Genomic DNA, 22,249 nt, shown 5'->3' with positions numbered 1-22,249 from the left:
CTCGGGGCGAGCCATCAGCTCTGCCCGGTCGGCTGCTGCCCGGCCCGTGCCCCCCGGCCCGCCGCGGCGGGCGCCGACAGCCCCTACGCGTGAGGGAGCCGGTGACCGACGCCGGCGAGCGCCCCGGCCGCGGCACCGCTACTCCCGGTGGCGAAGAGGTCGACCGGGTCGATCTCCAGGACCGGGTCGTCGGTGTCACCTCACGGGCCGCCGCCGTGCGCAACGGATGGCTGCACCGTGTCGCCGGTGTCGTGTGCCGGGACGCGGGCGGCAGGATCCTCGTCGTGAGGCGCTCGCTGCGCCGGCAGCGCTTCCCTGGGAGGCTCGAAGCCCTGGTCGCCGGTGCGGTGAAGGCGGGAGAGAGCTACCGGGCGGCCGCCGTCCGCGAAGTCCGCGAGGAGCTGGGAGTGGTGGTCGAACCACGACCGGTGAGCCGTTTCCTCAACCTGGAGAGTCCCACCCCGCACTGGATGGGACTCTTCGAGTGCCGGATCCCGGCCGTCCGGCTCGTCGCGGACCCGGCGGAGATCGAGGAGTACGCCTGGCACACCCTCGCGGCGGTACGGGACCTGCGCGGCGCCGGGCTGCTCACCCCGGAGAGCGATGCGGTCCTGAGCCGGATCCGGCACTGACGGCGTCGCCCGGGCCCGGACCCGTCCGGCGGAACCCGCCCGGCTCCGCGTCGCTCACCCGCCGGGGACCCAGGGAAGGGCGTCCTTGTACGAGTTCACGGGCTTGGCGACCTTCTCCACCGAACGGCCGTCGAGCGCGACGGGCGCGGAGTCCGTACCGAGGGTTCCACCGGGATGCCAGGTGCCCGTGACGGCGACCCAGGTGTCGGCGGCGGGGGCCGGGGTGCCGTGGACGCGTACCTTCACGGACCGCGCGTCCGCCGCACAGCAGGAGATCATGATCCTGGTCAGGAACCAGCTGCCCTTCTCCCCGGCGGACGTGACGAAGCCGGTCATCCGGACGGTACGGCCCCGTATGGCTCCCGTGCGGTCCTGCTGCACACGGCTGGTGAAGTCGGTCAGGGTGATCGGAAGCGGCGACGTCGCGGGCAGCGGCTCGAAGCTGTCGCGCAGGGGGACGGTCTTCGCCGGCTCGCGGGAGGCGGTGTAGGCGCCGAGGGCGGGCGGGGCGTAGAGGAGGAGGCTCAGCGCGGGGAGGAACAGCAGCCAGGCGGGACGGGGCACGTGGGAGTGGTGGTGCCCATGGCCGTGCCCGTGCTCATGGCCGTCGTCGCCGTGGTCGGTCCGCGCGTCATGGCCGCGCCGTCGCAGGTAGGAGACCATGTCGGCCCCCGCCAGCAGGATCAGCACAGCGCCGGAGGCGATCAGCAGCGGCCGCATGCCCTCCTTGACGTAGCGCAGGTACAGGTCGGTGAAGAGGGCGACGCGCAGCAGGCCGAGGCCGCTGAGGAGCAGCAGGGCCGTCTGCAGAAGGCGTCTCACAGCAGTGCGCCTCCGATCAGGACGCTGGACAGGACGGCCACGACCACCGTGACGGCGGAGAACCGGATGGCGAACGCCCGGCCGAACGTGCCCGCCTGCAGGGCGATGAGCTTGAGGTCGACCACGGGACCGACCACCATGAACGTCAGCCGCGCGACGGGCGAGAACCCGCTCAGCGAGGCCGCCACGAACGCGTCCGCCTCGGAACACACCGCCAGCACGATCGCCAGCCCGGCCAGGAACAGCACCGACAGCCAGGGCGAGCCGGAGAAGGTGTCCAGTACGGAACGGGGCACGGCCACATTGAACGTGGCCGCGGCCATGGCACCCACCACCAGGAAGCCGCCCGCGTGCAGGAAGTCGTGCTGGAAGCCGGCCCGGAACTCCTGCCACCGGTTGCCGCCCGCCTGGTGCCCGCTGTGCCGCACGCTGGGCCTGAGCCACTCCTCCCGCCCCAGCCAGAGCCACAACCAGCCCATCACCAACGCCGTGGCCAGGGAGGCCAGCAGCCGGGCGGCGACCATCCCGGGCTGCCCCGGGAACGCCACCGCGGTGGCGGTGAGCACCACCGGGTTGATCGCAGGCGCCGACAACAGGAACGCGAACGCCGCCGCCGGCGTGACGCCGCGGGCGATCAGGCTGTTCGCCACCGGCACCGACGCGCACTCGCAGCCCGGCAGCACGACTCCCGCCACACCTGCCACCGGTACGGCGAGGGCCCGCCGCCGCGGCAGCGCTCGGCTGAACAGCCGCGCCGGCACGAACGCGTTGATGGCCCCGGACAAGGCCGTGCCCAGCAGGAGGAAGGGCAGTGCCTGCACGGTCACCGCGAGACAGACGGTCCGCCACGTCTGCATCGCCGGTGTCTCCATCCACCGGCCCCCGAAGTAGAGCAGCGCCCCGGGCACTACGGCCGCCCCCAGCAACAGCAGCGGCCAGGGCAGAGGCACACCGCGAGGTGCCTCGTCCCGCCCGCCTGTGTCCGTGTCCGCGGCCTGGGTCCGCTCGACGCGTTCTTCCGCTCTCTGCAATGCCGGCTCCACGTCTTGGATGTCCGGGTCAACATAGCGGGCGAGGGGAAGGACCCGTGCCCGCACCCACCCCGACGGCCGGCCGAGGACAGGCGGAGCGCCGCACTCCGGAAACCTGATCTTCACGGAAAACCAACAAGTTGGCTGAGTTGTGCGCAGCGTGCACGACTTCCGCGAACGATAGGGGGGTGTGTGCCTCGGACGGAAGGCGTGACCCTGCCATGGCGCCGGAACGAAGGTCGCGTCACGCCCAAGGGGTGGGGAGAAGTGGGCTGGGGGATTCCGCCATGTCATCGTAGATGCGGGGCATTTGAGGGCGCATGACCTTGCCCAAGCCCGTGAAGAAGGCACTGATCGTCGTACTGACCTACGCCTGCGTCGTCCTGATCCTGCGCTACCGAAGAGACGGCATGGACTGGAGTCCGGCCCTGCTGATCGGCCTGCTGGTCACCCCTCTCGCTCTCCTGATGTCGTGGGGCCGGAGACGGTTCATGGGCAAGGCGGCCAGAGCAGGTGAACGGGCACGGGCTCGCCGTCGAGGCGAAGCGGCCGGGTGACACCCGGCCCGACGCCACACCAGCGGACCCCGACCGAGGTGATGGAGAAGACGGAGCAGGAGGGTGGCGCCCTGACCTGCATCGGGGTGAGCGGGCAGCTGCAAGGGCTGCGCCGGGACACCGAGTCGTCCGCACCGGCGGCCCTGCGCGACGCGTACGGCGGGTTCGCTCTCTGCGCGCTTCGTGGACTTGGCCGCCGCCCAGTGTGTCGCCCGCGTGGTGGCGGCTGATCAGTCACGGGTCACGACGGGTGCGCCTTCGCTCCGGGCACCGCGCAGGCCGCCGTCCCTCCGGGCAGCCGCCCGCGGTTCTCGGCCACGAGACGGTAGACCCCCTGGGCGACCCAGCGCACGGGAGGCAGGGTGAGGACCGCTCCTGTCACGGACCATGGGCCGCCCGCGCTCAGCATCATCTTCGCCACGGCCTGCGCGCCGCCGTACACCCGTCCGGTGGGTGTCACCCACAGGGCCTCGTACCGGGCCCGCTCCGCGGTGACGCCGAGTGACAAGAGATCCGCGTGCTGCCATGCCACGACCTCGCACCTGGGCCGCACCAGCCGCTGTGCGAAGCCCACCGACGTGGTGCAGAAGCCGCACTCCCCGTCGAAGATCAGTACTGGTCGCGTCCGCATCCCCCCATCGTGCCGCACCCGTGGGCCGGACGGGCAGCCGGTGGTCTGGCAGGTGGGTAGGGGACCGGCCGTGACCTACCCCTTGGCCCGGCCCCGCTGCGGGGCGCTCCTCGGGTGGCGCCGCAGTCGGTCCACGGTGTTGAGGAACGCCGGAGGGTGGAACTGATCTTCCGTGGGCAACACTTGATCCCAGGACGTCTTCCGGGACTGAGGCCGGGGGACGGGAGGGGCGGTGACGACGGGTGAGTGAGCAGGGTGGCCGCGACTGGACGCGCATGACGCCGGACGACTTCGACCGCGAGGCACCGCCGCGCCCGGAGGTGGACGGACGGATCCCGGCCGAGGCGGACGAGTGCGGTACCGCGCCCCTCTTCGGCGATCAGCAACCGACTCCCGCCAGGACGGCCCCGCCCGCTCGGCACTCGGCTCGACGCGGTGTCCAGACCCGGCTGTTCTGACCGCCCGAGCGCGCTGGCGGCTCCAGGGGGCGAAGGGGTGGGGTGTTCCGGTGGAGGGTCACTGTGAGCGGACGGCGGTGCGGGCGCGAGCAAGGGCTTCGTTCTCCAACGCGAGCCGGTCCGCACCTCCTCCTCGTACCGGGTGGCGGAGCCGCTTGCCGTACCGCTCGCCGAGGCGTTGAACTGTTCGTGACAGACCGGCCCGTCGCATCGGATCTTGCACAGGGACGTGCTGGAAGCGGACCGTGTGGCGTTCGAGGAGGATCGCGTGGCCGACGGGAGCGGTGTGGGCACCCCACGCTGGTACGGGTGAGGTTCCCGGCGGAGCCGTCCGGACCCGCCTGGTTCCCGGCCGTCCGCACCCGGCAGGAGCCCACCGCGCTGCCCACCTGCGGAAGCGACGTGCGACCGGGCGGCTGAAGCCGGGTGCCTGCGGCCCGCACGGCCAGGGATTCTTTCGGATCCGCCGGGTAGACGGACCTTCTCCGGAAGATGTACAGCTCAGCGCCGTCAGAAACTCGCTCGGCCGGATGCCGGCATCCGCCGTAGGTCCACCTCTCCACGGGCTAGACATGCGTTCGGCCCTCGAGGGACGGGCTCTCACGTCGTGAGCCGAGTCTGGGTCGCAGCGGCGGACAGGGCTGACGGAGCCACGCAGAGACAGCAGACACAGAGGACAAGGGGTAGTCGCGATGACCGTGGCGACACAGCAGGGTGGCGGTGGCGGCTCCAGCGGCCTCTACGACGTTCTGGAGCTCATCCTCGACCGAGGGCTCGTGATCGACGCGTTCGTGCGTGTCTCCCTGGTCGGCATCGAGATCCTGAAGATCGACATACGGATCGTGGTGGCCAGCGTGGACACCTACCTGCGTTTCGCCGAGGCGTGCAACCGCCTCGACCTGGAGGCGGGACCGCGCAAGCCGGCCGGGCTCACGGAACTGGCGGGCAAGGTCACCGAGTCCGGCGCCCGCGGCAAGACCAAGGGAGCCTTGTCCGGTGCGGCGGAGACGATCGCCGACGCCTTCCAGCAGGCCCGTGACGAAGGCCGGGAACGCCAGTCGGCACGGCGCCGGGCGGAGTGACGGACGGGCGCGGTCCCTGCGCGCGTCTGAGCGGGCGGCCGCGGACACCGAGGGCCGGGTGGGGCTCAGGTCGGCTCTGGTCTGCGACGGGGCAACCCCTTGGGCCACGGCGGCCGGGGTGAGCCGGCCGAGCCCCCACGGGGCGCGGGCGCTCCCGGGCGGGAGCCCGGGCCACTCCGCCCGTGATGCCCCTACGCCGCGGCCACTGCGAACGGACGCTCATGCTTCATTCGTGGCTGGCGGAGCGCCGGCCGGCGCGGCGCCGCAGATGGAGCGGCAGCACGTACCAGCACAGGCCGAACCACAGCATGACTGCGCCGGCGAGCACTTCCGCGAGAACGCCGGGAACGACGAAACGCAGGATGAGCAGCAGCGTGCAGCCGATGGTCAGCGCGAGCAGGACCATGCCGCACACCATCAGGCGTCCGGCCGCCTTCACCATGTCGTCCTTCATGCGCTGTCCGGACAGGAAGCGGTGGATGGAGACGGGCGCTATGAGGGCTCCCGTGGCCGAGGCGCCCAGGACCACGGTGGTGACGTAGATGACGCGGTCCACCGTGCCCAACTCCCGGAACAGCGGGGTGAAGGCCACGCTCAGCAGGAAGCCGAAGAGGATCTGCACGCCGGTCTGGGTGACCCGCGTCTCCTGCAGGATCTCGTTCCAGCGGCGGTTGACCCGCTCGTGCGCGGACTCCGGCTCGTCGGCACCGGACCCCGGGCCGTGTCTGTCGTGGTGTGCGCCGCAAGCGCCGACGTCCTTCGCCGAGTCGCTCGACCCTTCCGTCATCGTCATGACACCCTCCCCAGTTCTCAGGCCGACCGTTTGCCCCGTCTCAACGGTCTTCATGCAGGTCATGGGCAGGTCATGGACAGGGGAGGGCTTGGTCGGCTTCCGGGCCGGCGTCGCCGCGACCGACGGCGACGCCGATCCTGCCGACACCTCGGCGGGCGAGGATTCGGATATCGAGTGCGCACCCGTGCACGGCTGGTGATCTGGCCAACCGCTGAACCGCCGAGCCGACCGGCCGTGCGCGAGGCCTCGACCAGGGGGAACCTCATCATGGTCCGCGAGCACGCCCTGGACGTCATCGTGTGACCGGCGCAGTGGAGGCCGTCCGAGGGGCCTGCAGGATGCGGTCGGCGTCGAGCCCCTCGGAGAGTGGTGCGCGGCTGCGCATGGGGTGCATCCGCAGACAGCCCTCCGACGGAAGCAGTGGATGCAGGGGACAGTGCCCTCGTTCCGAACCCCGAGCGGGACGAGGGCCCAGCCCCGGCACAGACGTCCTTCGCTGCGGTCACGTACCCCCGCTGCTCGCGCCCCGGTCCTCCGTCCGGCGCCGTGGTTTCATTTCTCCCGCCTTCCCGCCCCACCTGCGTCGGACGGCTCCGCTGCTCGGCGCACTCGTCCGCACGGCGATCCATGAGACTCCGAGTGCGGTGCGGGCCGTGCTGCCCTCCCGTCTCGCGGCAGGCCCTCGGCGACCTCTGAACTGCGTCCGGTCGGCTCAGGCCGACGCGCCCGAGGACGTGTGCCCCTGGTGACCTGCCCGGTCACCGTCGTGGCGGGGGAGGGAGGGGGACGCGCCGTCCCCACCGGACTGGATCGGTCATCCGGTGCGCCGCGCCGGCGACGGTCGTCTCCTGCTGGTGCCGGCTGCGCATGCTCTCCCACCTCACCGTCCCGCCGTCACGGCGGATGTTCTGGTGCGAGCGGGGCGAGGCTGGACTTGATACGCCGGTGAGAGCCGGACCGAGGCGTTCCGCCGTATCCGTGTCCGTGTCCGTATTCGTGTCCGTGCGCCGCTCTGGGGCGGAGCCTTACGCGCTCAGCCGCTCGGGTGTGCCCTGGTGGGCGCCGGCCGGTTCGACGCCGTGGGCGGTCCGGCTGATCTCGGCCCACACCGCATCGAGGGAGAGGTCGAGGACATCGGCGATCGCCGCGATGGTCGGAAAGGCGGGGGTGGCCACGCGGCCCGACTCGATCTTCCTGAGCGTCTCCGGCGAGACACCCGCGTCGAGCGCGATCTCGAGCATCGAGCGTTCTCCCCTGGCCCGACGCAGGAGGGCGCCGAGGCGCTGTCCGCGGGCGACCTCTGCGGGAGTGAGCGGCAGTCTGACCATGACCCCCATTCTAGTACCGGTATAGTATGGCCGGTATAGTTATTGGTCCCGTAAGGAAAGCGGCGCATGATCGAGATCCTGAACCCCACCCTGCTGGCCCGAGCGAAGGACACAGGCGCCCTGGTCGCGGACATCCTGCAGACACTGAAGGGCCGAAGCGCGGTCGGCACGAATCTCCTGGACATCGACCGGTGGGCCAAGGCGATGATCATCGAGGCCGGAGCCGTGTCCTGTTACGTCGACTACGCGCCGTCCTTCGGGCGCGGTCCGTTCGGCCACTACATCTGCACGGCCGTCAACGACGCCGTCCTCCACGGACGCCCCCGCGACTACACGCTCGCCGACGGTGACCTGCTGACACTCGACCTGGCCGTCTCCAAGGGCGGAGTGGCCGCCGACGCCGCCATCAGTTTCATCGTGGGCGACACGCAGCCTCCGGAGAGCATCGCGCTGATCAGCGCCACGGAACAGGCACTGGCCGCGGGGATCGCCGCCGCCGGACCCGGAGCGCGCATCGGCGACATCTCCCACGCCATCGGCACGGTCCTCAGCCGGGCCGGATACGCGGTCAACACCGAGTTCGGAGGACATGGCATCGGGTCGACGATGCATCAGGACCCGCACGTCGCGAACACCGGACGGCCCGGCCGGGGATACAAACTGCGTCCCGGGCTGCTGCTGGCACTGGAGCCGTGGGTCATGGCGGACACCGCCGAGCTCGTCACCGACGCCGACGGGTGGACGCTCCGCAGCGCGACCGGCTGCCGGACGGCCCACAGCGAACACACGATCGCCATCACCGAGGACGGAGCCGACATCCTCACGCTGCCGAAACCGCCCCAGCCGTGAGAACGGATCATCCTTTGCGCGTCCGACTCGGGCTTGGCAAGTCTCAGCGGACCATGATCAGTGGCTGGAAGTAGCCGGGGAGTGCGCCTTCGCCCACCAGGACGCCGTCCGCTTCCACACAGGCGTGTGCGGCGAAGGGCGGTTGGGCGCGTAGGCCGCCGCATCAGGTGGGCCATCGGCCCGTGCGGTCGGCACGGCAACACGGTGGCCAGGGACCGTGGTACCGGCCACCGCTGAGCGGCCACTGCCGAGCGGCGGCCTGCGAGATGCCGGGAGGCTTGGTCGGGGCAGCCGGCGACCATGCCGAGCACGGCAGCACGTCGGGCTCTTTCACGGGGAGGGCTCCCGTACGGCTGCAATGCATCTCGAACCAGGAGGTCGCATCGCCGGGCTCTTAGGGTCCGGCGCGTTGTCGGCGTAGTGGCGGCCAGGGGGGCCGTTACCGCTGCTCCTGGTTGCGATCACACTGCTTCTCACGTTCCTCTCCCGCCTTGTGGTCTTCCGCTCCGTGGTCGCGGCCGGCCGAAGCGTCGCGGTGCGCCGGTGACGCATGCGAACGACCCTTGGGAAGAATCGCTACGACACCTGCAGCGAGCTCACGGTGGGCTGCTCCACGCGACTCGGAAGAGACACAGCGCTGCACCCCTCCGGTCCCGAGAAGGCCGAGGTGCGTCACAGTGTCACAGGCCTGTGCGGAAACCGCTCCTGCTCGGTGTGAGAAGGCGGAAGCATCGCTGTCGTGCGACATGATCCTCCGGACATCCGACCTCCAGGGGGACCTCTCATGGCTTACGCAACCCGTTCACGCCGCACCGCCGCCGCACTGGCCGCTCTCTCGCTCGCCATGGTGGCGCTGACCGCATGCAAGAGCGGAGCGGAAGAGGACGCCGCCGCTCCGAGCACGGCGGCGACCCCGTCCGCCGCCGCCACGGACAAGGGCTCCGCCAGTCCTTCGACGGCAGGCCCTGGTAAGGGCGGCAGCGCCGACGGCAGCTCCTCCGACAGTGCTGACAGCACCTCGCCGTCGCCGGAGTCCGGTGCCGAGGACGACCAGGACGGAGGTGTGGGCATGTGCGAGACGACCGACGTGAGCTTCGGCGTCACCGTCGCGTCCAAGCCGGTCAACCACGCCTTGCTCACCGCGAAGAACAAGGGCAGCGACCCCTGCCTGCTGACGGCCGACGAGCTCGTCATCACGATCCCGGGGCTCGACGGTGCCGCCGAGCACGTCGGGCCCGACGGCACGGACCGGCTCCTGGAGGCCGGCGACAGCGCCTACGCCGGGATCGTGTTCTCCCGCGCGGACACCGCGGGTGGCAAGAGCGCCGACAAGGTCGAAGTCGCGCTGACCCCCTCCGAGAGCCCTGTGACAGTGCCGATCACCGGTGGCCCCGTCACGGTCAACGACGGACAGGTCACCAGCTTCTTCGACTCCGCCGAGGACGCACTCACCTACTGATCGCTCCCGGCGCCATCGAGGTACCCACCTCCTGACCGCTCTCGACGCCACGCCCCGCCATCGTCGTGGCGTGGCGTGGCGCGTGCAGGAGGGCACGTGGTCGGCCCGCATGTGGCGAGGCCCGACGGTCCCACGCCCTCGCCCACGACGAACACGATCGTCCACCGGCGCCTGGATCACCGTGAGTGGCGCGTGGACACACAGGGGACGAAGTCGGGAGCCGCGGTGCCCGGACGCCCCCGCCGTCGCCGGGACCGCGTGGCACACGGACCAACCGGGGTGACTCGAAGTACGGGAAGTGGGAACCGTAAGACAAGCCCTGACTCAAGGAGGGGAGGACGGGCGCCCGCACGCCCGGCTCCCTCACCGGAAGAGAGACCACGATGGCGCACGAAGACGACGCCCAGCAGGCCGTGCCGCACACGCCGGGGACGCCCACCGACGGCGACGGTGTCACGCGCCGCCGTCCCCTGCGGGAGCGGCACGTCGAGGAGACGGTCGAGATCGCGGCGCCGGTACGGACGGCGTACAACCAGTGGACGCAGTTCAAGACCTTCCCGCGCTTCTCCGGCGTGGTGCGCGGTGTGGAGCAGATCCGGCCCACCGTGACCGCCTGGACCATCGGCTACGGACCCCTGCGCCACCGTTTCGCAGTGGAGATCGTGGAACAGGACCCCGACGCCTACCTGGCCTGGCGCGGTCTGGAGCAGCGTCCCTCCCACCAGGGCGAGGTGGAGTTCAGTCCGACGGAGTCCGGCGGCACCGCGATCACCGTCCGCGTGCTCCTGGAACCGCGGGGAGCCGCGAGGATCCTCACCCGCTCATCCAGGGCCACCCGGCTGACGGCCCGGCTGGTGCGCGACGAGCTGTCGAACTTCAAGCGGTTCATCGAGGGACTGGGGCAGGAAGGCGGGGCCTGGCGCGGCACCATCCGCAACGGCCGCGTGCAGCACGACCACCCGGAACCGCCCAGGAGCCGCGTGGCCCAGTGGCCTGTCGGCTGACCGGCGTGCCGGACATGGCGAGAGAAAGGCGAACCGATGCAGAACCCGCCCGGTGAGGAACCGGACACCACCCTCTCGGTGACACCGCCGAAGAAGTGGGCGGCCGGAGTCCCCGCGGTCGTGCACGCGCTGGAGTACTCGCTGGAGCAGACCTCCCCGCGCAAGACCGGGGTGGACCTGCTGACCATGAACCAGGTGGGCGGGATCGACTGCCCGGGCTGTGCGTGGGCGGACCCGGCCCCGGGCCGGCGCCATCGCAACGAGTACTGCGAGAACGGCGCCAAGCACATCAACGACGAGGCCACCACGCGCCGGATCACCGCCGACTTCTTCCGCGAGCACAGCGTCTCGGACCTCGCCGCCCGCTCCGACATGTGGCTCAACCAGCAGGGGCGGCTCACCGAGCCGATGATCAAGCGGCCCGGTTCCGAGCACTACGAGCCGATCGGCTGGAACGAAGCCCTTGGGGTCCTGGCGCAGGAGCTGAAGGCCCTGGATTCCCCGGACGAGGCCGTCTTCTACACCTCGGGCCGTGCCAGCAATGAGGCTGCTTTCGTCCTGCAGCTCTTCGCCCGCGCTTTCGGGACCAACAATCTGCCCGACTGCAGCAACATGTGTCATGAGTCCAGCGGCTTCGCCCTGAGCGAGACCCTGGGCACCGGCAAGGGAACCGTGAGCCTCGACGACCTCCACCACGCCGATCTGATCTTCCTGGTCGGGCAGAACCCCGGCACCAACCATCCGCGTCAGCTCTCCGCTCTGGAGGAGGCCAAGCGCAACGGCGGCCGGATCGTCGCGGTCAACCCGTTGCCGGAGGCGGGACTGCGGCGCTTCAAGAACCCGCAGAAACCACGCGGCGTCCTCGGGCGCGGCACTCAGATCGCCGACCGTTTCCTGCACATCAAGCCCGGCGGTGACCTGGCGCTGTTCCAGGCCCTGAACTGCCTGCTGCTGGAGGCGGAGGAGGTCCGGCCCGGCACCGTCCTGGACCACGACTTCATCGACGCCCACACCACCGGCTTCGAGGAGTTCGCCCGGCACGCACGTGACGTCGACTGGGACGAGGTACGCACGGCGACCGGGCTGACGCGCGAGGCGATCGAGAAGGTCCGCGACGAGGTCCTCACGAGCGAACGCGTCATCGTGTGCTGGGCGATGGGGATCACCCAGCACAAGCACGGCGTGCCCACCATCCGGGAGATCGTCAACTTCCTGATGCTGCGGGGCAATCTGGGGCGTGCCGGCACCGGGGCCTGTCCGGTGCGCGGTCACAGCAACGTCCAGGGGGACCGCACCATGGGCATCTGGGAGCAGATGCCGGACACGTTCCTGGACGCGCTGCGGGAGGAGTTCGGGTTCGACCCGCCGCGCCCGCACGGCCTGGACTCGGTGAACGCCATCAAGGCGATGCGCGAGGGTCACGCGAAGGTCTTCCTCGCCCTGGCCGGCAATTTCGTGCGCGCCGCTCCCGACAGCGAGGTCACCGAGGAGGCGATGCGCTCGTGCCGGCTGACCGCGCACATCTCCACCAAGCTCAACCGCTCGCACACCGTCTGCGGCGACACCGCGCTGATCCTGCCGACCCTGGGACGCACCGAGCGTGACGTCCAGGCCGACGGCGAGCAGTTCGTCACCGTGGAGAACTCCATGAGCGAGGTGCACACCTCCCAGGGCCGCCTGGAACCGGCCTCGCACATGCTGCTCAGCGAGGTCGCCATCCTGTGCCGGCTCGCCCGCCGGACCCTGGACGGCACGCCGGACATCCCCTGGGAGTCGTTCGAGGGGGATTACGGCACCATCCGCGACCGCATCTCCCGCGTCGTGCCGGGCTTCCACGACTTCAACGCCCGGGTGACCCGCCCCGGGGGGTTCCAGCTGCCCAACCCGGTCAACGAGGGCGTGTTCAACAACAAGGCCGGCAAGGCCCTGTTCACCTGCAACGAGCGTGTGGTGCCGCGGGCCCCGGAGGGGCACCTGCTGCTGCAGACGCTGCGCTCGCACGATCAGTGGAACACCGTGCCCTACACCGACAACGACCGCTACCGCGGCATCCACGGCAGCCGGCACGTCGTGCTCGTCAACCCGGCCGACCTGACCGAACTCGGCCTCGCCCAGGGCGATCACGTCGACCTGGTGAGTGTCTGGGCGGACGGCTCCGAGCGCCGCGCGGAGAACTTCGAGGTCGTGCCCTACCCGGCCGCCAAGGGCTCGGCCGCCGCCTACTACCCGGAGACGAACGTCCTGGTGCCCCTGGACAGCGTCGCCGACATCAGCAACCAGCCCACCTCGAAGGGCCTCGTCGTACGCCTCGAACCCATCCACGAGCGGACACGCCCCGCACCCGCCTGACCGGATGGCACGACCCCACCCGGAGGCCCTCGACGACAGAGGGCGTCCGGGCGGCCTGTGCCGCGCATGCCACCGGGGATCGTCTCCCGCGGGGACTCCGGCAGGCTGTGAAAACGCACCCAGACATCCCTGCAGGTGTCGCGGAGCACGTACCCGACCGGAGGGCGATCGGGCCGGCGCTGCTGCCACGGTTCCGTCAGATCTGTCTGCCTGTCTCCACGCACCCGCCGCACTCGCCCTCTCGCGTATGACCGCCCCGCCGACGACCATGATGTCCGGGCTCACGCATGGGAGAAGGTCTTGAGCCGATGGCTCCCACAGGGCCGCCGCCACCCGCTGCGCCGGCTCCCCGGTGCCTTCCGCGGTCAGCGGCCGGACCTTCTCCGAGGCGACCACGAGCTGAGTACCGTCCGGGCGGTCGATGGTGACGGTCATATTGCTCCGCCGGTTCTGCGGCCAGACGACGAGGGCGGCACCCGCCGCCGCGGTGGGTCCGCCCGGGCGAGCAGCAGGGTCAGCAGCTCGCACCAGGCACCGCCCATGGCGGACGCCACCGCCGGAGCGGCACGGGACAGAACCGTCCGCACCGTTCCGGTGGTGCGGTGCAGGCGCCGTGACCGCGGATGACCTCCTCGCCCGAGCGGCCGACACCTGTGAGTGTGGTTCACCGGGCTGTCATCCGCGGCGTGTCCGCACCGGGGTCAGGTGCACGCGCGGCCGTCCAGCATGAAGGCCCCGGGGGTCGGACTGCTCCCGCTGAGGGATCCCTGGAGGCCGAAACTCGCCGTCCCTCCGGCCGCGATCACCCGGTTCCACTCCACGTTGCGGGCGACGACCGCCGTGCCGCTCTGGGTGACGGTGGCGTTCCAGGCACTGGTGACGCGCTGGCCACCGGGGTAGCTCCACTCCAGCCGCCACCCGTCCACGGCGGCCGGCCCGGTGTTCTTGACGGTCACCGTCGCGGTGAACCCGTCGCTCCAGGCGTTGTCCACCTTGTACGTCACCGCGCAGGCCGCGCCGGGCTCTTCGCCGCCGCCGTCGTCGGTCGTTCGCTCGGCGGCGTACGCGGCGAGCCAGGCCAGCGGGGCGTTCCAGTTGACCGCGACCTCGTTGGTCGAGTAGGAGCCGATGTCGTCGAGGTAGCACGTGGCGGGCGCGCAACCGGCCAGCTTCTCCTGTGCCACCGGGTCCTGAAGGCCGCTGTTCGGCCCGCCCGCGAGCGAACCCGCCGGGGGGTTGGGCAGCGAGGCGTCCAGTTGGTGCGCCCAGAAGCGGTGGTGCTGGTTGCGCGAGGACGTCTCGCCGTAGCCGGTGACGTAGGACTGCCCGAGGGCGTTGCGTCCGAGCAGGTGGTCCATCGCCCGCAGCACGCCGGCGCGGTAGCGCGCGTCACCGGTCAGTTCGGCGGCGACGGCCATGACGATCGCGTTGTCGGCGAGTCCGCTGTTGGAGCCCCAGAAGTACCCGTCCGTGGGGATCGGCACCCCGTAGCCCTGCTGGGCCATCGTCGACAGGTGGGTGTCGGCGGCCGCGGTCACCGAGGAGCGGATCCGGGTCAGGTCGGCGGCCGGCAGCTCGTTGGGGACGGTGGCCAGGGTGAGCCGGCCGAGCGCGGCCGTGTCCGCCCAGCCGAAGCCGTAGCGGGTGAAGGCGCCGCTGGAGGTGTGCCATGACGAGGAGGTGACCGCGTCCCGGTAGGCGCTCTCGCCGGTCGTCGCGTACAACTCCGCGGCCGCCCAGTAGAACTCGTCCGTTACCTGCGTGTCGCCGTAGGCGCCGCCACCCGTGCTGTCCGCGTCCGGTGCGTGGAGCGCCGGATTGGCCCGCGCCGCCGTCCAGGCCTTGCGGGCGGCGGTCAGGCAGCGGTCGGCGAACGCGGAGTCGTACGACCGGTACACACGAGCGCACTGCGCGGCGGCCGCCGCGAGGTTCAAGGTCGCCGCCGTGGACGGCCGGTGCAGCTCGCGGACCTGGGCGTCCTGCTCGGGGCGGGTCGGGATCGCGGTCCACTGCGCGTCGTGCACCTTGTGGAACGCCATGCCGGCGTACGGCTTGCCGTCGGGCACCTGCATCCGCATCAGGAAGTCCAGCTCCCAGCGCGCCTCGTCCAGGACGTCCGGCACGCCGTTGCCGCGCTCGGGGACCCGCAGGGTCGAGTCGCCCAGCGCCGCTTCGGTACCCGCACGCTCGGCCCGCTCGAAGGAGTTGACGACGAGCCAGGTGGAGATTCCTCCGTTGACCACGTACTTGCCCTGGTCGCCCGCGTCGTACCAGCCACCCCTGACGTCCCGTGTGTAGTCGCACACCCCGGACTGGCAGGGGACGGACGTGTCGCCCTTGTTCGGCGCCACGCCGAGGTGCCCGGCCGGGCGCGCGTAGCCGGAGCCCACCAGGGAGGACTCGATGGCGATGCCGCTGCGCTGGTGGTAGAAGAAGGCCATCGCGTCCGAGCGCAGGCCGTCGTAGAGGTCGGGGCGGATGTCGAACGGGTCGCTGCTGCGGCCGTCCACCGTCAGGACGTAGCCCGACCCCGTGCTCCGGTGGGAGGAGAAGTCGGCCACCTGGACGGACTGCCCGGAGGCCCGGTCCGCGCCCTTCGGGACGGTCGAGCCGGAGGCGGCCACTGTGCCGGACGCGGTGCGCAGCTGCCAGGTGAGCGCCTGGGACGACGTGGTGACGACGGTGGCGTGCTTGGGACCGTCCGGCAGGTAGCCGACCTGGTTGACGCGGACGGCGGTGGTCGCCGCCGCGGCGGTGGGGAGTGCCGTCGAGGCCGGCGCGGTCAGCAGACCGCCGGCGAGGAGTGAAGAGGTCAGGAGGACTGCGGAGAGGGTTCTGTGCCGGTGTAACGACTCGGAACGGGGCATGAGCGGCTCCTGCGTCATGTGGGGGCGCTCCGGTAATGGGAGCGCTCCCATGGTGGACCCGCCGGAGTGGGAGCTCAAGGGTGGGGACACGGTGTCTCTCATGGTTCCGAGCGGGTCACGGTGCGCGGCACCGTGACTGACACGCCCCGGAACAGTGCAAACAGGGACGAGAGCTGCTGTCGTGACTCCGTGAACGGCGGAGTGATGAACGGTTCCAGCTCGGTCCGCAGCACGACGGGGTGCGGGAAGCGATCGGCAGCGAACTGGACCAGCTGCGCCGGGGAAGCTGACGGGTGCGGGCCCGGTGATCGGGATCGGTGACGGTCAGCAGAGGCTCACTACCGACGTCCTGGTCCCTCGTCGTGGCGCGAGTCCGGTCGCGTTGCCTGCCTGCCTGACTCGCGACGGCGCCGTCCCGGCAGGTGTGCGCGGCCAGGCCGGCGTGAGCGTGTCGGTGGGCGGGGGAGGGCTCAGCGCCTCCGGTGCAAGGCGGCGGGCTCGCGTGCCGCTGCCGGTAAGCTGCGGTGATGCGCACGGTCGAGCTTCTGTTGGACGAGGCGGCGGACCTGGCGGTTCGGCAGGCGTGGCGGACGCTGGCGGAAGCGGGGCTGCCCAGTCAGGCGCGGCACCGCTCGCCGACGAACAGCCCGCACCTCACCCTGGCCGCCTGTCCGGAGCTGACCGCCCCGATTCGCTGGGAGCTCGCCGAGGTGGCCGCCGCCTTGCCGCTGCCCGTGCGGTTCACCGGCGTGGTCCGTTTCGAGCGGCCGACCTCGGTGCTGGCCTGGGCGTTGGACGGCGGCTCCGAGCTGGCCGGCCTGCACAGCCGGGTGTGGGAGGCGGTCGCCTCCGACAGCCCGCCCGAGACGCTCAACCCGTTCCACGCGCCTGCCCGCTGGAGCCCGCACATCACTCTCGGCCGTACCCGGCGCCCCGGCGCCTTCGCCGGCCGACGGGTCCCCGAGCTGGTCCCGCCGCCCCCGCCGACGGTCCGGCTCACCACCCTGCGCAGCTACGACACCGTCACCGGCGCCCTTGAGGTACTGGAGCCCCGCTCCTGAGAAGCCCCCGAGGCCGGATCCCCGGCGAGGGAGCGGTGTTCGCACCCCTCGCCCCTGAGCCCTGCCTCCGTCTCCCGGCTGCCGGACGCCGGCCGCCGAAGGCTGCACCGCCGTTACGAGCGAAAGGCCGCGTACGCCCCGGCCTTCGCCGGCATCGCCACAGCCCTCATGAGCTACCGCCGACTCACCGACTGAATCGGCGTCCGAGCCGGAGGGGGCGGAGACGAGGGCCAGCCTTCCAACCGAGACCGGACGGCGGGTTGCCCGGATCCCGTGTCGTGCGGTCTGACGTCGGTCGCGCCCGCCCGCCGTCCGCAACGCATCTCACCGGAACCCACGGTGCCGCCGGTACGGGCGAGAGATCCGAACCCGTACCGGGAATCAGGCCGCGACGAGCTCCCGCTCGCGGTCCGGCGTCTTGACCTCGGGCTTCCTGTTCGGCAGCGAGAGCCGGAAGACCTTGCGCCATGCGGAGAACACCTGCTTGGGCAGCGGCCCGGTGACGTACTCCAGCTCGTACTTTTCGAACAGCGCGCGCACCTTCACCGCGACCTCGGCGTACCGGTTGCTCGGCAGGTCCGGGAACAGGTGGTGCTCGATCTGGTGCGACAGGTTGCCGGTCATGAAGTGCATGGCCTTGCTGCCGCTGATGTTCGCCGAGCCCATCATCTGGCGCAGGTACCACTGGCCGCGGGTCTCGCCCTTGATCGACCGGCGCTCGAAGACCTGCACGCCCTCGGGGAAGTGCCCGCACATGATCACCGAGTGGGACCAGAGGTTGCGGACCACGTTCGCGGTGAACGTGGCGGCGAGCGTGGGGACGAACGACGGGCCCGACAGCAGCGGGTGGATCACGTAGTCCTTGAGCACCTGCTTGCGGATCTTGCGGCCCACGGCCTTGGCCCGCGCGCGGAACTCCGGGTTCTTGCGGCGGTGCTTGCTCAGGTTCTTGCCGAGCTCCAGGTCGTACGCGGCGATGCCGTACTCGAAGAAGCAGGCGTTGATGAAGTTCCACAGCGGCTGGCCGAGGTGGAACGGGTGCCACTTCTGGTCCTCGTCGACGCGCATGATGCCGTAGCCGAGGTCGTTGTCCTTGCCGATCACGTTGGTGTACGCGTGGTGCAGTTCGTTGTGCGAGTGCTTCCACTGGTCGGCCGGCGAGACGTGATCCCAGTCCCAGGTGGTGGAGTGGATCTTCGGGTCCCGCATCCAGTCCCACTGGCCGTGCAGGACGTTGTGGCCGATCTCCATGTTGTCCATGATCTTCGCCACGGACAGACCGGCGGTGCCGATCAGCCAAGCGGGCGGGAAGATCGAGAACAGCAGTACGCCCCTGCTGACGAGTTCGAGCTTGCGCTGCGCCGAGATGACCTTACGGATGTAGGCGGCGTCTTTCTCGCCGCGGCCGGCGATCACCTCGTCGCGGATCGCGTCCAGCTCGCGGCCGAGCTCCTCGATCTGCTCCGCGGTCAGGTGGGCTGTGGGGTCGATGGCGGTCAAAGCGCTCCTAGCGTTCGATGTCGCAGGGGCCCGCAGCGGCGGACACGCACGTCTGGATGAGGACGCCCGGCTCGGCCTCGGTGATCTCGCCGGTGCGCAGGTCGCGGACGGCGCCCGCCTTGAGCGGCGTGACGCAGCCGAAGCAGATGCCCATGCGGCACCCGGAGGGCATGAGCACGCCGGCCTGCTCGCCGACGTCCAGCAACGGCGTGGCACCGTCCGCGTCGAGGGTCTTGCCGGTGGCACTGAACGTGACCTCACCGCCGTCGCCGGCGACCACGATGCTGGGGCGGAAGCGTTCGGTGTGCAGGCGCTCTTGTACGCCGTGCTCGCTCCAGTGCTCTTCGGCGGCGTCGAGCAGGCCCGCGGGCCCGCAGGCCCAGGTCTCGCGCTCGGCCCAGTCGGGCACGAGCTCGCCGAGACGGGCGATGTCGAGCATGCCGTCCGTGTCGGTGTGCACCTCGGTGAGCCGCAGCTTCTTGTCCGCGACCAGGTCGTGCAGCTCGCTGCGGAAGATCACGTCCTGCGGCTGCGGCGCGCAGTGGACCATGACGACGTCGTCGAACTCGGTGTCGCGCAGCATGCCCATCACGGGCGTGATGCCGCTGCCGGCCGTCAGGTAGAGCACCTTGGCGGGCTTGGCCTGCGGCAGCACGAAGTCACCGGTCGGCTGGTCGAGCTGGATCAGCGTGCCCGGTCTCGTCCTGCGGACCAGGTGGTTGCTCACCTTGCCGTCCGGGATCGCCTTCACGGTGATCGTGACGCGGCCGTCCTGGCGGTTGGTCGGCGAGGTGATGGAGTAGGCACGCCACAGGCGCACCCCGTCGACGTCGACCCCGATCCGCACGTACTGACCGGCGGTGTGACCGCGCCAGCCCCGTCCCGGCCTGATCACGATGGTCGCGGCGTCACCCGTCTCGGGGTGCACGGCCTCGATGCGCCCACGCAGGTCGGCGCCCGCACGCAGCGGGCTGACCAGGTCGAGGTAGTCCGACGGCAGGAGCGGCGTCGTGACCATCTCCAGCAGTTTCCACGCCCTGCTGCGGAGGGCTGTACTCGTCATGACTCCAGCTTGCTGTGCCTTGAGGCGTAAAGTCCTGACCACAGGACGTGAATCTGCTCGATCGATTTGTTCGCAGGGGACAAAAACGTGAGCCATGCAATCCGGAGGGTCAGCGAACTGGCCTTGGATGAGACGACGGTCACCGCTCTTCGGGCCGCGCTGAAGACCACTGCCGACGAGGTCGTCCAGGCGATCATCGACGAGGTCCCTCCCTATGCCAACGCCCTGTCGGGACACATGGGCGCCACCATCCGCCGAGCCGTCCGCACCGCCCTGGGGCACTACCTGGACCTCGCGAGCGGGAACGCCACCGGCGGCGACGGCAGTGACGCGGCCTACGAGCTGGGCCGCGGCGAGGTGCGCGACGGCCGTTCGATGGACGCCCTGCTCAGCGCCTACCGCGTCGGCGCCCGCGTGGCCTGGCGATGCCTGGCAGCGGGTGCCGTACTCGCGGGTCTGCCGGCCGCCGAGGTCGCCAAGTTCGCCGAGCTGACCTTCGCCTACATCGACGAGCTCTCCGCCGCGAGCGCCGCGGGCCACGCCGACGAACTGGCCGCCCGGGGCAGGGCCCACGAGCGCCATCTGGAACACCTGGCCCGCGACCTCCTCGCCGGCGCGAGCCCGGACGTCCTGCTGGCCTCTGCTCAACGGGCCGGCTGGCAGCCTCCCGTTTCACTGACCGCGGTCCTGCTGCCCGCCGCCCAGGCCCGGCCTGCCTACCGCACGCTCGACCCGAGCACCCTCGTCCTCGACGATCTGCCGGACGCCACCGGTGTGCTGCTCGTCCCCGATGCGGACCGAGCACATCTCCTGCGGCGGCTGACCGACCGCACCGCCGTGGTCGGCCCGGCCCGGCCATGGGCTCGTGCGTCCGCCTCCTACGCACGAGCCGCACGCGCCCGGTCCCTCTCCGCCGATATCCGCGACACCGAGGACCACCTCCCCGAACTGGTGCTGAGCGCCGACGCGGACGCGTTCGCAGACCTGCGCGCCCGAGCCCTCGCACCGTTGCGGACCTTGCCCGTGACGACGGCACGGCGGCTGGAGGAGACGCTGCGGGCGTGGCTGCTGCACCAGGGCAGGCGGGAGGAGGTGGCGGCGGCGTTGTTCGTCCACCCGCAGACGGTCCGGTACCGGATGTCGCAGCTGCGGGAGCTGTTTCCGGATCTCGCATCCCCGGACCGGGTCCTTGAACTGACGCTGGCGGTCGGTCTTCGGGTCAGCTGACACGTACGCCGACCGTCCATGACCGGGTCCGCGAGCGGTCCAGGGACCGTGCCTCGTTCTCGGCGCCGTCACCTGGCTTGTGCGGCCCGGGGAGAGGGGAGCCTGCGTCGGCTGCGGACCGGCGGCGTGCATCCGCGCACGAACGGCCGCTGCCGCCCGCTCTCGCCGGTCGTCATCCGGCGGACAGTGCGCAGACCGCACCCGGTTCCAGACGGCGGTGGCTGAGATCCGCGTTCCGCGGGTCGGTGTGGACCGGCCTCCGGTCGGGCCGCTCCGCGGAAGGCGGGTCGACGCCGGTGTGGTTCAGGGTGAGTACCTCGAGCGACCGGGCCGACCTGCCGTGTGCTCGATCCCGTATGTGCCCGGTGGTCCAGGTGGTGAGGGGTCAGGGTCGGTCCGTCGTGCCGAGGGATGTCAGGGCCTGTAGGCCGGTGACGACGTCGGCGCCGGTGGGGGCCTGCTCGGGATCGGTCAGGCACTGCGTCATGATGCCCGTGGGCAGGGCCATCTGCACGGCGCCCAGGGTGCGTGCTGTCCCCTCGTCGATTGCGCCCTCCTCGGTGCCGCTGAGGAGGGCGGCCAAGCCCCGCCTGCCTTGGGCCTGGCCGCCGGCCAGGTAGTCGCGCAGCTCCTTCGAGTGCTCGGACTGGAGGAGCGCCTCGATGGAGGCCAGCCACAGGGTGCGGTACTCGGCGAAGGACTCGATGACCTTGTCCCACATCGACTCGTACCGCTCCGCGGGTGAGGCTGCGTCCGTGCCGAAGGTGGCCAGGGTGCGGCCGACGCGGGTGCCCCATTCGTCGATGGCGTCGATGAGCGCGGCGTTCAGCAGCGCCTCGCGGGAGCCGAACCGGCCGCGCCGCCGACTACACCCGCAACGGCTACCTCGCCGACCTGCAGGCCCTCCTTGACCACCTGGGGCTGGAGCGCGTCGTGCTGCTCGGCCACTCGCTGGGCGCCATCAACGCCTACCAGTTCGCCGCCCGGGACCCCCAACGCGTCCAGGCACTTGTCAACGCCGAGGGCCCCGCCGCCGTGGGGCTGGACGGGGCCAACCCCTTCGGCTTCCTGCTCGGCCTGCCCTACCAGACGCCCACCCGTGACGCACTGGTCGCGGATCTGGGCCCTGCTGCGCCGTACTTCGCCGACCGGCTGCGCGCGAACGCGGACGGCAGCTGGCGGCTGCCCTTCCACCCCAAGGAGATGTACGAGTCCGAGGAGCACGTCCACGGCGACCACTTCGCGGACTGGACGGGGTCCACCTGTCCGGCGCTACTGGCCCATGCCACCCATGGCGTCATCCCGTCCGAGCAGGTCCGTGCCATGGTCGAGCGCCGCACGAACACCGTGGCGGCCGAGCTGGAGGCAGACCACCTCGTCTACCTCACCGCACGCGACGCCTTCGCCGCCGCGGTCCGGGAGTTCCTGGCCACGATCTGACCTTGTCATTTATGGTCCGGCGTCGAACGCGGCTCGAACTTGGTCGGCTTTTTCGCAGTTCAGCGGACACGTAGGCGGCCTTCGTCTGATCCTGTG

Annotated in this window: 20 protein-coding genes and 1 pseudogene; 11 read left to right on the top strand and 10 right to left on the bottom strand. The window is 71.0% G+C overall.

The window, feature by feature from the left end; all coding sequences use genetic code 11:
- Window positions 1-101: 101 nt before the first annotated feature.
- Entirely contained in the window at window positions 102-632 is a 531-nt protein-coding gene (locus ACFW6P_RS30695; RefSeq protein ID WP_386359552.1) for an NUDIX domain-containing protein, read from the top strand.
- A 54-nt stretch (window positions 633-686) separates the two neighbouring features.
- Here the strand turns inward: ACFW6P_RS30695 and ACFW6P_RS30690 are convergent, their stop codons facing one another.
- Window positions 687-1,454 carry a TIGR03943 family putative permease subunit gene (locus tag ACFW6P_RS30690; RefSeq protein WP_386359553.1) on the bottom strand — a complete coding sequence of 256 codons (768 nt, stop codon included), beginning with the start codon at window positions 1,452-1,454 and terminating at the stop codon, window positions 687-689.
- Window positions 1,451-2,485, bottom strand: a complete 1,035-nt coding sequence (locus ACFW6P_RS30685; RefSeq protein ID WP_386359554.1) for a permease — start codon at window positions 2,483-2,485, stop codon at window positions 1,451-1,453. Before ACFW6P_RS30685 ends, ACFW6P_RS30690 begins: the two co-directional genes overlap by 4 nt.
- A 320-nt stretch (window positions 2,486-2,805) precedes the next feature.
- On the opposite strand from ACFW6P_RS30685, the gene ACFW6P_RS30680 reads away from it, so the two are divergent.
- A complete protein-coding gene (locus ACFW6P_RS30680; RefSeq protein WP_386359555.1) occupies window positions 2,806-3,042 on the top strand; it encodes a hypothetical protein in 237 nt (78 codons plus the stop codon).
- A gap of 241 nt (window positions 3,043-3,283) precedes the next feature.
- Here ACFW6P_RS30680 and ACFW6P_RS30675 read toward each other — a convergent pair whose 3' ends face one another.
- Window positions 3,284-3,673 (bottom strand): thiol-disulfide oxidoreductase DCC family protein, encoded by a 390-nt coding sequence (locus tag ACFW6P_RS30675; RefSeq protein ID WP_386359556.1) that lies wholly within the window; start codon window positions 3,671-3,673, stop codon window positions 3,284-3,286.
- 242 nt (window positions 3,674-3,915) lie between these two features.
- Between ACFW6P_RS30675 and ACFW6P_RS30670 the strand changes: the two genes are divergently transcribed.
- Together ACFW6P_RS30670 and ACFW6P_RS30665 are read left to right on the top strand one after the other, a co-directional pair.
- Window positions 3,916-4,131, top strand: a complete 216-nt coding sequence (locus ACFW6P_RS30670) for a hypothetical protein (RefSeq protein WP_386359557.1) — start codon at window positions 3,916-3,918, stop codon at window positions 4,129-4,131.
- A 692-nt stretch (window positions 4,132-4,823) separates the two neighbouring features.
- Window positions 4,824-5,213 (top strand): gas vesicle structural protein GvpA, encoded by a 390-nt coding sequence (locus tag ACFW6P_RS30665; protein WP_386359558.1) that lies wholly within the window; start codon window positions 4,824-4,826, stop codon window positions 5,211-5,213.
- 226 nt (window positions 5,214-5,439) lie between these two features.
- Here ACFW6P_RS30665 and ACFW6P_RS30660 read toward each other — a convergent pair whose 3' ends face one another.
- Entirely contained in the window at window positions 5,440-6,006 is a 567-nt protein-coding gene (locus tag ACFW6P_RS30660) for a DUF6328 family protein (protein WP_386359559.1), read from the bottom strand.
- A 1,025-nt stretch (window positions 6,007-7,031) separates the two neighbouring features.
- Window positions 7,032-7,334 (bottom strand): helix-turn-helix domain-containing protein, encoded by a 303-nt coding sequence (locus ACFW6P_RS30655; RefSeq protein WP_386359561.1) that lies wholly within the window; start codon window positions 7,332-7,334, stop codon window positions 7,032-7,034.
- Between the two features lie 66 nt (window positions 7,335-7,400).
- Here ACFW6P_RS30655 and map point away from each other — a divergent pair, with 66 nt between their 5' ends.
- From map to ACFW6P_RS30635, 4 genes are all read left to right on the top strand, one after another.
- Window positions 7,401-8,183, top strand: coding sequence for a type I methionyl aminopeptidase (gene map / locus ACFW6P_RS30650; RefSeq protein WP_386359562.1), 783 nt, complete (start codon window positions 7,401-7,403; stop codon window positions 8,181-8,183).
- Between the two features lie 784 nt (window positions 8,184-8,967).
- A complete protein-coding gene (locus ACFW6P_RS30645; protein ID WP_386359563.1) occupies window positions 8,968-9,642 on the top strand; it encodes a DUF4232 domain-containing protein in 675 nt (224 codons plus the stop codon).
- Between the two features lie 383 nt (window positions 9,643-10,025).
- Window positions 10,026-10,646: an SRPBCC family protein gene (locus ACFW6P_RS30640; RefSeq protein WP_386359564.1), complete on the top strand. Its 621-nt coding sequence runs from the start codon at window positions 10,026-10,028 to the stop codon at window positions 10,644-10,646.
- Window positions 10,647-10,682: 36 nt separating this feature from the next.
- On the top strand, window positions 10,683-12,995 hold the full coding sequence (locus tag ACFW6P_RS30635) for an FdhF/YdeP family oxidoreductase (protein ID WP_386359565.1): 2,313 nt from the start codon (window positions 10,683-10,685) through the stop codon (window positions 12,993-12,995).
- A gap of 363 nt (window positions 12,996-13,358) precedes the next feature.
- On the opposite strand, the pseudogene ACFW6P_RS30630 reads toward ACFW6P_RS30635, so the two are convergent.
- Together ACFW6P_RS30630 and ACFW6P_RS30625 are read right to left on the bottom strand one after the other, a co-directional pair.
- Window positions 13,359-13,523 (bottom strand): annotated as a pseudogene (locus ACFW6P_RS30630) (hypothetical protein); the annotation flags it as partial.
- 173 nt (window positions 13,524-13,696) lie between these two features.
- On the bottom strand, window positions 13,697-15,862 hold the full coding sequence (locus tag ACFW6P_RS30625) for a glycoside hydrolase family 9 protein (protein ID WP_386425564.1): 2,166 nt from the start codon (window positions 15,860-15,862) through the stop codon (window positions 13,697-13,699).
- 527 nt (window positions 15,863-16,389) lie between these two features.
- Here ACFW6P_RS30625 and ACFW6P_RS30620 point away from each other — a divergent pair.
- Window positions 16,390-16,923 (top strand): 2'-5' RNA ligase family protein, encoded by a 534-nt coding sequence (locus ACFW6P_RS30620; protein ID WP_386359568.1) that lies wholly within the window; start codon window positions 16,390-16,392, stop codon window positions 16,921-16,923.
- Between the two features lie 381 nt (window positions 16,924-17,304).
- On the opposite strand, the gene ACFW6P_RS30615 is transcribed toward ACFW6P_RS30620, so the two are convergent.
- Both ACFW6P_RS30615 and ACFW6P_RS30610 read right to left on the bottom strand, forming a co-directional pair.
- A complete protein-coding gene (locus ACFW6P_RS30615; RefSeq protein ID WP_386359569.1) occupies window positions 17,305-18,423 on the bottom strand; it encodes a fatty acid desaturase family protein in 1,119 nt (372 codons plus the stop codon).
- Between the two features lie 7 nt (window positions 18,424-18,430).
- Window positions 18,431-19,486: a ferredoxin reductase gene (locus tag ACFW6P_RS30610; protein WP_386359570.1), complete on the bottom strand. Its 1,056-nt coding sequence runs from the start codon at window positions 19,484-19,486 to the stop codon at window positions 18,431-18,433.
- Window positions 19,487-19,573: 87 nt separating this feature from the next.
- On the opposite strand from ACFW6P_RS30610, the gene ACFW6P_RS30605 reads away from it, so the two are divergent.
- Window positions 19,574-20,713, top strand: a complete 1,140-nt coding sequence (locus tag ACFW6P_RS30605) for a helix-turn-helix domain-containing protein (RefSeq protein ID WP_386359571.1) — start codon at window positions 19,574-19,576, stop codon at window positions 20,711-20,713.
- A gap of 385 nt (window positions 20,714-21,098) precedes the next feature.
- On the opposite strand, the gene ACFW6P_RS30600 is transcribed toward ACFW6P_RS30605, so the two are convergent.
- On the bottom strand, window positions 21,099-21,434 hold the full coding sequence (locus tag ACFW6P_RS30600; protein ID WP_386359572.1) for a hypothetical protein: 336 nt from the start codon (window positions 21,432-21,434) through the stop codon (window positions 21,099-21,101).
- Window positions 21,435-21,607: 173 nt separating this feature from the next.
- Here ACFW6P_RS30600 and ACFW6P_RS30595 point away from each other — a divergent pair, with 173 nt between their 5' ends.
- Window positions 21,608-22,153 carry an alpha/beta fold hydrolase gene (locus ACFW6P_RS30595; protein WP_386359573.1) on the top strand — a complete coding sequence of 182 codons (546 nt, stop codon included), beginning with the start codon at window positions 21,608-21,610 and terminating at the stop codon, window positions 22,151-22,153.
- Window positions 22,154-22,249: the final 96 nt, after the last annotated feature.

Origin of the sequence: Streptomyces sp. NPDC058741 (assembly GCF_042746715.1) — a bacterium.
Classification (GTDB): domain Bacteria; phylum Actinomycetota; class Actinomycetes; order Streptomycetales; family Streptomycetaceae; genus Streptomyces.
Note: the sequence above shows the minus strand (reverse complement) of the source record. Positions and strands in the feature narration are given on the sequence as shown.